Raw genomic sequence first — 12,290 nt, forward strand, 5'->3', positions numbered from 1 at the left:
TACAGGAGCGGGGGTAGCCGCTGCTCGGCGTCGTGATCCGTTAGGTGGCCTGCAGCGGCACGGATAGCGGACCGAGTTCGGCTGAATACGGCGGATTGGCCCCCGGCCGGGAGCACGTGATCGCCGCGGCACGGTTGGCGTAGGCGGCGAGCGCCTGCAGGTCCTCCCCGGTCAGGGCACGCAGCCGTGCCCGGCCGGCAGCGCCAAGTGCTGCGAGCTGATCCAGGCCGGAGATGAGCGCCGCCATAAAGGAGTCCCCCCGCTCCGACGGTGTCAGCCACGGCGACGGGTTCGGCTGCCAGCTCCACCTTTACGTTGCGTGATAGGAGGACCGGACCGGCGGCACCCCGGGTCATGGCCACAATTGCGGGGCCGAGTTCCAGCCACGCAGCCAGGGTTGCCGCCGGCGGCCGGTCAGGATAGAGCCAGGCCAGGTCTTCGTCGCTGGCTTTGACGATGTGGCTGGCGGCCACGAAGCGTTCCGCCTGCGCGCGCGCCGCCACCGCATCAGGGCTAATCGCCGGCCGGCAATTCGGGTCGTAACTGATGCTGGCGTGCTCCGCTGCCGCGGACAGGAGTGCGAGCGCGGCCTGGTCTCCGGGTGCAACCGTGGCGGCAATCGACCCCGTATGGACATGGCGGGAACGCTGCACCGCCTCCAAGGCAGGAAGGGCTGCCCCGTTGATGTCCCAGCTGATGTTGAACGCATAGGAGGCACCGCCGTCGGGACCCAGCGTGGCGGTGGCCGTCGACGTAGGTGCGCTGCCGCCCCTGATCGCGGTGACGCCGTTGGCGTTCAGGTGCCCTTCGATCAGCTCACCGAAGGGGTCCCCGGCGTAGTGCGTCACGAGCGTGGTCTCCAGGCCAAGGCGGGCAGCGCCCACCGCCACATTCAGCGGGCTCCCGCCAGGGTACGCCTGCGTGGAAGCCTCGTGCGTGGAAGTCTCGTGCGTGGAAGTCTCCCCGCCCGGCGCCCGCCGGTGCGGGTCGACGATGATGTCCATCAGGGATTCGCCGATGACCGTGATCATGTCACCGGCCCGGGTAAACGACGGCCTTGAGCTGGCCCGCCTGCTTGCCCGCTTTCAGGGCTTCCTCAGACTCGGCGAGGGTGAATTTGCCGGTCACCAGGATGTCCAGGTCCACTTTTCCGTCGGCGATCAGTTGGATCGCCAGCGGCCAGGTGTTGGTGTAGCGGAAGACACCGGAAAGCCAGATCTCCCGGTTCTGGATATACGAGACGGGCAGCTCGACGTCGTCCGCCCCCAACCCAACCAGGATCACCCTGCCCGCAGGGCCTACGGCCTTGATCCCGGACCGGACGGCCTGCGGGGCGCCGGACGCGTCGATGAACGCGTCGACGTCGAGTCCCTCCACGCTGTCCGTCTTGGCGTTCAGGGCGTGTGTTGCGCCGTGCCGCAGGGCGAACTCGAGCCGGTCCTCGGCAACGTCGCTGATGTAGATTTCCGTTGCCCCGAAGGCCCGGGCGGCCTGGGCGGCGATGATGCCGATGGGGCCGGCGCCGGCGATCAGGACGCGGCTGCCGGGCTTGATTTCGGCGCGTTCGCAGGCCCAGAGCCCCACCGAGAGCGGTTCGATGAGAGCTGCTGCCTCGTCGCTGACGTTGTCCGGGATGTCGAAGGCGAAGTCGGACTGGATGGTCACGTACTCGGCGAACGCGCCGTCGATCGGCGGGGTGGCGTAGAACTCGATGTCCGGGCAGAGGTTGTAGCGGCCGGCCTTGCAATGTTTGCAGGTCCGGCAGGGCCGCTGGGGCTCGACGGCCACACGCCTGCCGATGCGGCCCGAATCAACGGCGCTTCCGACGGCGGCGATCCGGCCGGAGAGTTCGTGGCCGAGGATCAGCGGGTGGTCCACCACGTAGGGGCCTATCCGGCCGTGCTCGTAGTAGTGGACGTCGCTGCCGCAGACGCCGACGGCGGCGACCTGCACCAGGACCTGGTCGGCGTCGAGGTGCGGGACGGGCAGGGTTTCCATTGCCATGTCGCCCTGGCGTTTCAGGATGGCGGCGCGCATGGTTGTTGGCAGCGCGGGGTGTGCGTGGGCCGCCGACGGGGCGTGGGTGGCTGAGGTGTTCATGGGAGTAATCCTTTAGATATTCGAGAGTGGACGGCGTTACTTCACGGCGCCGAGGGACAGCCCCTGGACCAGCTTGTCCTGGGCGGCGAACCCGGCGAACAGCACCGGCAGCGAGATGACGACGGCGGCGGCGCAGACCTTCGCGAGGAAGAGGCCCTGGCCGGAGACAAAGCCGGTAAGGAAGACCGGGGCTGTGCCGGCCACTACTCCGGTGAGGACCCGGGCCAGGAGGAGTTCGTTCCAGCTGAAGATGAAGCAGATCAGGGCGGTGGCCGCGATCCCGGGCATTGCCACGGGGGCCACCACTTTGCGGAGTGTCAGGAGCAGTCCGGCACCGTCGATCTGAGCGGCCTCGAGCATTTCCGCCGGGACTTCGGCGAGGAAGGACCGCATCATCCAGACCGCGATGGGCAGGTTCATGGAGGTGTACATCAGGATCAGGAACCAGATATTGTCCAGCGCTCCCACCGTCCTGGCGAAGAGGTAGAGCGGCAGGATCGCAGCCACCACCGGCATCATTTTGGTGGAGAGGAAGAAGAACATCACATCCGTCCACTTCTTCACCGGCCGGATGGACAGAGCGTAGGCCGCCGGGATGGCCAGGACCAGGACGAGGACCGTGGACAGGATCGAGGCGGTGGCGGAGTTGATCAGCGAGGGCCACGGGCTGACGCCGGAGGTTTCCCCGAAGAACTCCCGGTACGCGTCGAGGGTGAGGTTCGCGGCGATGGACGGCGGGTTCGTGGCTGCGTCCGTTTCGGAGTGGAAGGAGGTCAGGATCATCCAGACCACCGGAGAGGCGAACAGCAGGGCGAGCAGCCAGGCCGCGAGGCCGGCGGCGGTGTTGTTGCGGGTGGGGTCCATGCGTGACTTGCTGCGCTTGCGGGTGCCGGGGTTCAGCGGGATGCCTGATGCGGACCGGGCTGAGCCTGTGTTGCGGGGTGCGGCAGGACTGAGCGTGCTCATCGTGCTGCCTCCTTCTTGAAGAGCGAGAATACGGTGCGGAGGGCGAAAGTCGCCACGATGATGGTGCCGATGACCACCACGACGCCGGCCGCGGAGGCCAGGCCGTACTCGTTGGCAAAGTAGAACGTCTGGTAGATGGCGTAGGGCAGGTTGGCAGTGCCCAGTCCGCCGGCGGTGAGGGTGAAGACGGCGTCGAAGTTCTGCACGATGTAGATGGCTCCGAGCAGGCCGCCCAGCTCGAGGTACTGGCGCAGGTGGGGCAGCGTCAGGTGCCGGAAGATCGCCCAGGGTGTGGCGCCGTCCATCTGCGCTGCTTCCACGGTGTCCATGGGACGTGACTGCAGGCCCGCGAGCAGGATGAGCATCATGAACGGGGTCCACTGCCACACCAGCGAGATGATCACGGCCATCAGGGGTGCCTGCGAGAGCAGGTCCAGCTGGGGCGGTGTCACGCTGCCGAAGAGTGACCAGATCCAGGTCAGGATGCCGTTGATCAGGCCGTAGGTGGGGTTGAGCAGGGCGTGCTTCCAGATGAGGGCCGCCGCAACGGGGACCACCAGGAACGGTGCGATCAGCAGGGTCCGCGCCAGGCCCCTGCCAAGGAACTTTTTGTCCAGCAGCAGGGCAAGGCCCAGGCCGATGAGCAGGCTGGCCAGTACCACTGCCACGGTGAGGAGGATGGTGGTGAAGATCGCCTGGCGCATGTCCGGGTCGGTGAGGACCGTGGCGTAGTTCTCCAGTCCGGCAAAGGCGGTCTTGCCAGGGCTCAGGCTGTTCCAGTTCAGGAACGAGATGATCAGCGTCACCACGAACGGAAGCTGGGTGACAACGATGAGGAAGATCAGGGCCGGGAGCAGCGGTGCACGCCGGGCCCAGGCCAGGGCGCGTTCGCGCGATTTGGCAGTTCGTACGGGTTTGGCTGCGGTGTGTCCCGGGCGGGAGATGCGCGCCGTTGCGGTAGTCATGAGGTTCTCCTGCGGTTCGGTTACTGCTACTTGTACTTATTGCCGATTTTTTGGGCGGCTTCCTGGCCCTTGGCCAACGCATCGGCCACGGTGCCTTGGCCTGCGATGGCGGAGCTGACGCCCTGGGACACATTTGTGCCGAGGGCCGCGAACTCCGGGATGCCGAAGAATTGGATTCCGACGGCGGGACGCTGCTGGGTGCCGGGGTTTTTCGGGTCAGCATTTTCAATGGCGAAGCGTTCGGCCTTGAAGAACGGCGCCGCCTTCTGGAATTCGGCATTCTCGTAGGTGGAGATGCGCTTGCCGGAAGGAACTTTCGCCCAACCGAGCTTGGCGGCCACGAGTTCCTCGTACTTCTTTGAGCTCGCCCAGGTGATGAATTTGCCGGCAGCATCCTGTTTCCTGGAGGCGGCCTGGACGGCCCAGGACCAGGTCCACAGCCAGCCGGAGGACTTGGTCTCCTTGACCGGCGCCTGGGCGTAGCCCATCTTCCCCTTCACAGGGGATGTATCGGCTTCCAGGGCGCCGGCGGCAGAGGTGGCGTCGTACCACATGGCCACTTTGCTCTGGCTCATGTTGTTGAGGCATTCGGTGAAGCCTGCCTGCGCGGCGCCCGCTTCACCATGCTCGCGGACCAGCTTGGTGTAGAACTCCACGGCGGCCGTAAATTCGGGGCTATTGACCTTTGCGTTCCAGTCCTTGTCGAACCACGTGCCTCCGAAGGTGTTCACCACGGTGGTCAACGGGGCGAAGACCTGGCCCCAGCCCGGCTGGCCGCGCAGGCAGATGCCCTTCATACCCGGGGCCGCGCCGTCCACCTTCGCGGCGATGTCCGCCACCTGATCCCACGTGGGTTTTTCCGGCATGGTGAGGCCTTTAGCTTCCAGAATGTCCTTCCGGTACATGAGGAAGGACGATTCGCCGTAGAAGGGTTCGCCGTACAGCTTGCCGTCCGTGCCGGTAAGGGATGCCGTGTAGGCCGGCAGGATGTCGCCCTGGTCAAACCCCGCGTCCGCGGCCACATGGTCCAGCGGTGCGAGCCAACCGTTGGCGGAGTAGAACGGGATCTCATAGTTGGATAGCGAGGCGACGTCGTACTGGCCGGCCTGGCTGGAAAACTCCTGGCTGATCTTCGCGCGGACATCGTTCTCCGGCAGGATGGTGTAGTTGACCCGGACGCCGGTTTCCTTGGTGAAGTTCTCAGCGGTGAGCCGCTGCAGGTCCTCCATCTGGGGGTTGTTCACCATCAGCACATTGATGCTGTTCGGGTCTCCGGCGGCGTTGCCTCCGCCGGCGCCGGCACAGGCCGTGGCGCTCAGGGCGATGCACAAAGCACCGGCGGCGAGGGTCGCAGCGCGCATTTTTGGGCGCATTGAGGACTCCTTTGTTCTTGAGGGTTGTACAGCCTTCCGGTTCGTCGACTGCTTTATCGACGTACCGGCTTTAGCGACATACGACGTTTATCGGCATATGGGCTGCGGGGCCGGCTATCCGGAATTCCGATGGGCCGCTGCTGGTCTTCCTCAACTGTAGGGGTGTGGGATAGGGCACAACTAGCGCCGTGGATGCCCGTTTCTGATACAAATTTTCCCTACCGGACGGTGCGCCGCTGGCGCTACTGTGGGAAGGCACCCCGCGGTGCTGTCCATTTTTCATAACCTCGGATGCCTGGAGTACACGCATGAGCACGGCAGTTCCCACCGACGGAGCCACAGCCAGGCTGGCCGAAAGGTTGCTGGGGATGCGTGCCAGCAGGGAGGTCATCCCGCCCGACCCCAACCATTCGGTCCGGTGGCATGAGCACGACTACCCCACCGCGGCGGCCCGCTGGAACTACCACCCGGAATTTGAGATTCATTTGATCCGGAAGGGCACCGGCAAGTTCATCGTGGGGGACCACATCGGCACCTTCGAGGCCGGGCATGTTTCCCTGGTGGGATCGGGGTTGCCCCACGACTGGGTGAGCGATCTTGAACCCGGTGAGGTCATTGAGGGCAGGGACGCGCTGATCCAGTTCGATGGCAAGTGGGTGGAGCAGACCGCTGAGCTTGTTCCGGAACTGGCCGAGGTCAAGCCCCTGCTGGAGCAGTCGGCGCGCGGGATTGAGTTCCTGGGCCGCACCGCTGAGGCCGCGGCGGCTGCTATTGAAGCCATGGGGGTTTCCAGCGGGCTGGCCCGGCTGCACCATCTTATGGAACTGTTTGCGGTGCTTTCGCGCGCGCCGGAGGAAGAGCGCCGCTACCTGGCGGAAGACTGGTTCAGGCCACAGCTGGATGGCCAGGCTGCTGCCGTGGTGGATATCGTCCTCGAGTATGTCTTCAGTAACCATGCCGGCAACGTGAAGATGGCCGAGGCGGCGGCATTGGTGGGCATGCCTGAACCGACATTTTCCAAATACTTCAAACGCGCCACGGGGCAGAACTTCAGCGACCTGGTCCGCAAGCTTCGGCTCGCCCACGCCCGCCGCCTGCTGGAGCACAGCGACAAGGCAGTCTCGGACGTTTGCTACGAAGTGGGGTTTTCCAACCTGTCCAACTTCAATAGGCACTTCCTCAATGACGCCGGTGAAACGCCCCGCCAGTACCGGCAGCGGACGCGCGGCTGACAACGCAGGGTCGCGTCCAGGGCTAGTGCTACGGGACCAGGAGGCCCAGTTCGCGGTTGACGGCAGGCATGATTTCGGTGGCGAGCAGTTCGATGGAGCGCGCGGTTTCGGCGAACGGCAGGCCGCCGAGCCCGATCTGCGCCATGTAGCGGGTGTTGCCGAGTGTCTGCTGGATGACCAGGAGTTTCTCGATGATCTGCTGCGGGCTTCCCACCAGCAGGCCGCCGCCGGGCTCGCTCCAGTCATCGAACGTGGAGCGGGGAAAATGGTCCACATTGCGCGGCATGTTCTGCTCGAAGTAAGCGCGGTAGTGGGGGTAGAAGGTATCGCGCGCCTGCTGGGACGTGGCCGCGGCGTAGAAGTGACCGCCCACGCCCACCGGCAGGGCTGCGGCATCATGACCGGCTTCCTCGGCACTTTGGCGGTACAGCTCAGCGAGGCGGCGGAAGCGCTCGGGGCCGGAGAGCAGGGCGATGGACAGCGGGAGCCCAAGCCGTCCCGCGCGGGCGAAGCTGGCAGGTGTGCCGCCGGCGCCCACCCAGACGGGAAGCTTGTCCTGCAGGGGCCGGGGCGCGATGTCCATGCCGGGAATGCTTTGGGTCAGGCTCCCCTTCCAGTCCAGGACCGCGTTATTGCGGAGTTCGAGGAGCATGCGCAGTTTTTCGTCGAACAGGCCGTCGTAGTCGGCGGTGTCGTGGCCGAAAAGCGGATAGGACTCGATGAAGGCACCGCGTCCGGCAATGATCTCGGCACGTCCGTCGGAGATCAGGTCCAGGGTGGCAAACTGTTCAAAGAGCCGCACCGGGTCCTGCGTGGACAGCACGGTAACGGCGGTGCTGAGCCGGAGGTTGGTGGTTTCGCGGGCGATGGCTGCCAGCACGATTTCCGGAGCCGAGAGGGCGAAGTCGTGCCGGTGGTGCTCGCCCAGGCCCATAAAGCCGAGGCCTGCCTGATCCGCCAGTTTCGCGAGCTCGATGATTTCCTTGAGCCGCTGATGCGGTGAGAGGGCGCTGCCGGTATCGCTGCGGGTTAGTTCGCCGAAGGTAAAGATGCCAAAGTCCATATTTGCTTGAACATTCAAGTCAGGGGATTCATTCCCGGGGCAGTGCTTCGGAGGGGAAAACGGAAGCGGACGACGGCGGGGCGCCGCCGTCGTCCGCTCCACCGCAGCGGATTACCCGCTGAAGGGGACCTTTTCCCAGGTCAGGATTTCGGCGCCCGGTGAGCTGTTCGCGGCGACGTGGAACTTGACGTAGTTGGTGGCGTTGGCCGATCCGTCCACGGTGATACGTTGCAGCTGGTCCGCGCCGGTGTCCTGGCCGTAGACGGCCAGCCATGGGGAGCCGGCGGCGAGCGGCTGGTTTTCTGCATAGACGTGGCTGTCACCATTGATGAGGTAGACGGGGCCATCGAAGTGGTTGGTCTCGGCGATCATAGTCCGGACAATGTCGCGGAATCCGGAGACTGTTTCCGGGCTGGCAAGCGCTTCGTCGAGCAGGGCGGGGTCGAACATGTCGGCTTGGGTCATGAGGACCACAGCGCGGTCGTTTCGGCGTGTGGCGTCAGCGAAAGTGGCGCGGATCTGCTCCAGCACGGCCGCCGTACGATGTTCCACTTCCGCCAGCTGCTCAGGCGTCGCAGCGGTCTCGCCCAGGCCCGTCCACGGCTGAAGGGAGTTGTTGCTGCCCTGAACGTTCAGCACGGAGAAAGCCACACGGTTCCGGGTGAAGCGGACGTTCTCGGGCAGGCCGAGGGCTTCCTGGGACTTGACCGGCATGGACTGGCCGAGCGTTTTGCCGGGTGCGTTGAAGAATGTCTCGCGCAGCTTGTCCAGACGTTCCAGCGGATTGTAGGCCCCGTTGTTGGTGCGGTGGCAGTCCACCCATTCGTTATCGCCCGGGGTGTAGACCAACGGGTGCTCGAACGTATCGAACTCGGTGCGGATGTACTGGAAGTACTCGTCAGAACAGACTGTGGACCCGTTCTTGATGTCTCCCACGTGCGTGACGAACTTCAGGTCGGTATCGGCGTTGATGTCCTTGATGCGGGCGGGGAACTTGGCGATTTCGGCGGCGCCGTACGGAATGTCGCCGATGACACCAAAGCTGAACGCCTGGTTATCTGCGGGTGCCTGGGTCTTGGAGGCTGGTACGACATTCGAGGTGGCACTAATCGAGGTGGCACTGACAGCGGACATGTTGCCGGCGGAATTGCCGGCGGCGTTGGAATTTGCGGCGGCGGAATTGCCGGCGGCGAATGGTCCAGCGGGCGCGGCGGCGAGTCCGGTCACGGACATCAGGACCACCAAAGCGGTGATGGTGCTTCTTACGAACACAGGGGTACTCCTCGTTCCGGTCAATGGCTGCTCAGGTGACCGGGGAACCCCTGGCGTTGCGCTGAGCGTGGGCCTTAACAGACTTCACCCTGCGGGCAAACGTCCCGGGACCGCCCGGTTTCGGGGCCATGAACAGAAGCTGTCCCGGGTGGGCTGCGTCTTGCGGAAGCCACGTGGCAGCGGGAACAAGCGCACGGAACATGCGGTTGGAATACCTAACGAACAGTCCACATCCCGGATAAACACAGGGACCGGGCCAGCATCCGCTGGGCTCGTACCTACCGGGACGCACAGCAGGGAGGAACCACATGGTCAAGGCTGTCTGGAACGGAAGAGTCATTGCGGACTCTGATGACACGGTGGTGGTTGAAGGCAATCACTACTTTCCCCGCGACGCCGTGAAGGACCGGTACCTTCGTGACAGCAGACTGCATTCCGTCTGCCCGTGGAAGGGCGAAGCCAGTTACCACACACTGGAAGTCGACGGGAAGCTGAACGTTGATGCCGCCTGGTACTACCCGCAGACAACAAAACGGGCAAAGCCCATCGAGGGCCGCGTCGCCTTCTGGCGGGGCGTCACTATCGAGGAATAGCGCTCCGGCATAGCGCTGCACTTCGGGCAGGCGGAGGTCGTCGGGAGGGCCGGCGTCGTCCGCTTCAATGGCTGCATTATGCTGATCTGACCATCAACGGAGATGGGCGTGGCGGCACAAGGGGGACATATTGGGAGCGGATTCCGGCGACGACGGTCTTCCGAGGATCCGACGTTCGCCCAGCGGCCGTGTTCCGCAGTGGGCGATTGATGAAGCACTGGGAAAATCCGAGGGCGCCGATCCATGGCGGGCTCCCCCCGTATCGCAGATTTCAGCAAGGCGGACCGCCAACCGGAAGAAGATCCGCGGGCGAAGGTGGAGGAAGCGAACCGCAACCGTCCTGGGCATCGCCCTGGTTGTGGGCCTCTACTTCACACCGGCACTTTTTGAACGATATGTACTGCCCGCAGCCCTGCCGTACCTGCCGGGAGCCAAGGTTCCGCCGCCCGGCTTCGAGGCGGCGTCCGCTCCGCTGGGCATCCCGCCGGCGTCCAACGGATCGAGCGCCTACGTTCTGCAGAAGTCGCCGGACCCCGGCCAGCCGTTTGCTGCCTACGACCCCTGCCGCCCCGTGCACTACGTGGTCCGCCCTGACAACGCCCCGCCGGGGACCGAGCGGTTGATCGAACAGGCCGTGTCCGTGGTCTCCGCGGCCTCCGGGCTGCAGTTCGTGTACGACGGCGCCACGGCTGAGGCGCCGTCGAAAACGCGCGAAACTTTCCAGCCGGACCGGTACGGCAAGCAATGGGCTCCGGTACTCATCGCCTGGTCCACGCCCGAAGAATCACCGGACCTGATCGGCAAGGTGGCAGGAACCGGGGGTAGCTCCTATGCCCACATCCCGGGAGAACCCTACGTCCTGGTGGCTGGCCAAGTGACACTTGACGCCCCGGGATTGCAGGAGATCCTCAGCCGTTCCGACGGTTCCCTGCTGGTCCGCGCCATCATCATGCACGAACTCGCGCACGTCCTGGGGCTGGACCACGTGGACGATCCCACGCAGCTGATGTACGAGGAGAACACCGGGCAGTTCGACTTCGCCGCGGGAGACCGGGCCGGACTCGCCCTCCTGGGAACCGGGTCCTGCGTTCCGCGGCTGTGAGACGCCGGGCTGCCATGAGGCGCGCGGTGGATTGCTCGCTCCTTCCCGCAGGAAGCGCTGGCCAAACACGGCGGAGCTGGGCAAGGAGATGTCCCCGTTGAATGGGTGTCAGGCCCGGGCGTGGAGGAACCGCTCCAGGTCCTCTTCTCCCAGGGATACTCCAAGGTGGACACGGTCCGGATGGTCGGGCCAGTGGGGTGGTTCCCAGTCCTGGTGTTCGCTTTTGTAGTGCCGGCCGGACGGGGAGATCCAGCCCGGGGGTTGGTCGCGGGTGGCGGGGGTGGGCTGCCAGGTGCTGGTGTGCCTGAGCCGGTGGTGTTTGGGGCAGGTTTGTCCCAGGTTGGAAACTCCGGTGGTGCCGCCGTTGGCCCAGGCGAGGAGATGATCGGCTTCGTTGTCCAGTGAGCTGTTCGAACAGCCCGGAAAGGGGCATTTACCGTCCCGCAGCCGCAGCCATTGCCGCATGGCCTTGGTCAGCCGGTAGCTGGTGCGGCCGATTTCCAGTGGCGCACCGTCGCGCGGGTCAATCAGGACCCGGTGGAACGACTCGGCCCCGTTCGCCACCAGGTCCCTGGCCATCGACGCCGGAATGGGACCGTACCCGTCCAGCATGGCCGGCTCCTCGGTGGCCCCGAGCAGCGAGAACACCGGCACGGTCACCAGCACCTGGGCCCGCGGCGACGGGACCTGCCCCGGGTCGTGTTCTTCAGAGCTCCCATTCCTGGCCGGGTCCCCGCTGCTGCGCAGGTCCGTGGAGTACAGGTCCGTGGTGGTCAGGTCCGCGGTGGTCAGGAGGGCGGCGGCGAAGACATCGGCGCGGAGTTGGGTGAGGGTCCGCTGCTCCGCCGGGCCCTGCAGGCCCCGGGAGATGGCGGTGGTCCGGTTCCAGATGGCTGCCGCCTGGTCCCCGGGAAGGTAGGCGGTGATCCAGGCCATCCCGTCCTGGTCCGGGCAGTACTCAACCCGCCGGTCCAGGACACCCTTGGCGTGGCGCGTCTCAATACTCTCGGCGTGGTGGCGTTCGCGCCAGGTACGGGCCCGGTGACGGAACCGGGACGCCGGCATTTCCCCGGCGGGACAGCCCCGGGCGGCGTCCGGTCCGTCCGGGTCCAGGAAGTGGGCCTCCAACGCAGCTGCACCTTCGGGGTCCAGGGTGGCGGCTTCGTCCGCCATGACCCGGGCATGCTGCCACGAGATGCTGCCGGCTTGCAGACCGGCCAACGTCAGCGGCAACCTGGTGGCCAGGGCGTGGGAAACGGCCAGGAACGACCCCGCGGCCCGCTCACCGATGCTCAGGGCACACGCGACCTCCGCGGTCACCGCCATCTCCTGGGCCGGCACCGAAGTATCCGGAGCCGCGCCCGCCTGGACGGTGTCCGCGTAGGTCACGGCGGCGTTGGCCATCAATCCCGACACTCTGGCCTGGACGCTCGCCGCGCCCGCCAGAATGTCCAGGCACCCATCAGCCAGGCCGGCCAGCGGATCAGCAGCCGAGAACGGCTCCGAACCGCGCCCCTCCGCCTCGGCATTGAGCACAGCAACAGCGAACTCGATGTCCGCAAATGCTTGTGCCACCGCCGTCTTCCCCATAAACCCATCATGACAAGGGGGTCCGACATTTTAG

General features: G+C 65.5%; 11 protein-coding genes and 1 pseudogene. 3 read left to right on the forward strand and 9 right to left on the reverse strand.

Annotation, left to right across the window (positions count from 1 at the left end; translation table 11 throughout):
- Positions 1–40: 40 nt before the first annotated feature.
- The 6 genes and pseudogenes from SBP01_RS16625 to SBP01_RS16650 form a co-directional block, all read right to left on the reverse strand.
- Positions 41–247, reverse strand: a complete 207-nt coding sequence (locus tag SBP01_RS16625; RefSeq protein WP_320538374.1) for a hypothetical protein — start codon at positions 245–247, stop codon at positions 41–43.
- 70 nt (positions 248–317) lie between these two features.
- Positions 318–1,031 (reverse strand): annotated as a pseudogene (locus tag SBP01_RS16630) (PfkB family carbohydrate kinase); the annotation flags it as partial.
- Position 1,032: 1 nt separating this feature from the next.
- Positions 1,033–2,100 carry an NAD(P)-dependent alcohol dehydrogenase gene (locus tag SBP01_RS16635; RefSeq protein ID WP_320536559.1) on the reverse strand — a complete coding sequence of 356 codons (1,068 nt, stop codon included), beginning with the start codon at positions 2,098–2,100 and terminating at the stop codon, positions 1,033–1,035.
- Between the two features lie 36 nt (positions 2,101–2,136).
- On the reverse strand, positions 2,137–3,066 hold the full coding sequence (locus SBP01_RS16640) for a carbohydrate ABC transporter permease (protein ID WP_320536560.1): 930 nt from the start codon (positions 3,064–3,066) through the stop codon (positions 2,137–2,139).
- Entirely contained in the window at positions 3,063–4,031 is a 969-nt protein-coding gene (locus SBP01_RS16645; protein WP_320536561.1) for a sugar ABC transporter permease, read from the reverse strand. Before SBP01_RS16645 ends, SBP01_RS16640 begins: the two co-directional genes overlap by 4 nt.
- A gap of 26 nt (positions 4,032–4,057) precedes the next feature.
- Entirely contained in the window at positions 4,058–5,404 is a 1,347-nt protein-coding gene (locus tag SBP01_RS16650; RefSeq protein ID WP_320536563.1) for a sugar ABC transporter substrate-binding protein, read from the reverse strand.
- Between the two features lie 308 nt (positions 5,405–5,712).
- Between SBP01_RS16650 and SBP01_RS16655 the strand changes: the two genes are divergently transcribed.
- Positions 5,713–6,636 (forward strand): AraC family transcriptional regulator, encoded by a 924-nt coding sequence (locus tag SBP01_RS16655; RefSeq protein ID WP_320536564.1) that lies wholly within the window; start codon positions 5,713–5,715, stop codon positions 6,634–6,636.
- A 28-nt stretch (positions 6,637–6,664) separates the two neighbouring features.
- Here SBP01_RS16655 and SBP01_RS16660 read toward each other — a convergent pair whose 3' ends face one another.
- Complete coding sequence (locus SBP01_RS16660) at positions 6,665–7,699, reverse strand: LLM class flavin-dependent oxidoreductase (protein ID WP_320536565.1); 1,035 nt, start codon at positions 7,697–7,699, stop codon at positions 6,665–6,667.
- A gap of 111 nt (positions 7,700–7,810) precedes the next feature.
- Positions 7,811–8,971 (reverse strand): hypothetical protein, encoded by a 1,161-nt coding sequence (locus SBP01_RS16665; RefSeq protein ID WP_320536566.1) that lies wholly within the window; start codon positions 8,969–8,971, stop codon positions 7,811–7,813.
- Positions 8,972–9,279: 308 nt separating this feature from the next.
- Between SBP01_RS16665 and SBP01_RS16670 the strand changes: the two genes are divergently transcribed.
- The gene (locus SBP01_RS16670) at positions 9,280–9,564 is read left to right on the forward strand and encodes a DUF427 domain-containing protein (protein ID WP_275215561.1); all 285 of its coding nucleotides are present in this window, start codon (positions 9,280–9,282) and stop codon (positions 9,562–9,564) included.
- Between the two features lie 130 nt (positions 9,565–9,694).
- Positions 9,695–10,666, forward strand: coding sequence for a matrixin family metalloprotease (locus SBP01_RS16675; protein ID WP_320536567.1), 972 nt, complete (start codon positions 9,695–9,697; stop codon positions 10,664–10,666).
- A 108-nt stretch (positions 10,667–10,774) separates the two neighbouring features.
- On the opposite strand, the gene SBP01_RS16680 is transcribed toward SBP01_RS16675, so the two are convergent.
- A complete protein-coding gene (locus SBP01_RS16680) occupies positions 10,775–12,256 on the reverse strand; it encodes an HNH endonuclease signature motif containing protein (protein WP_320536568.1) in 1,482 nt (493 codons plus the stop codon).
- Between the last annotated feature and the right edge of the window lie 34 nt (positions 12,257–12,290).

This window comes from Pseudarthrobacter sp. IC2-21 (assembly GCF_034048115.1).
Taxonomy (GTDB): domain Bacteria; phylum Actinomycetota; class Actinomycetes; order Actinomycetales; family Micrococcaceae; genus Arthrobacter; species Arthrobacter naphthalenicus.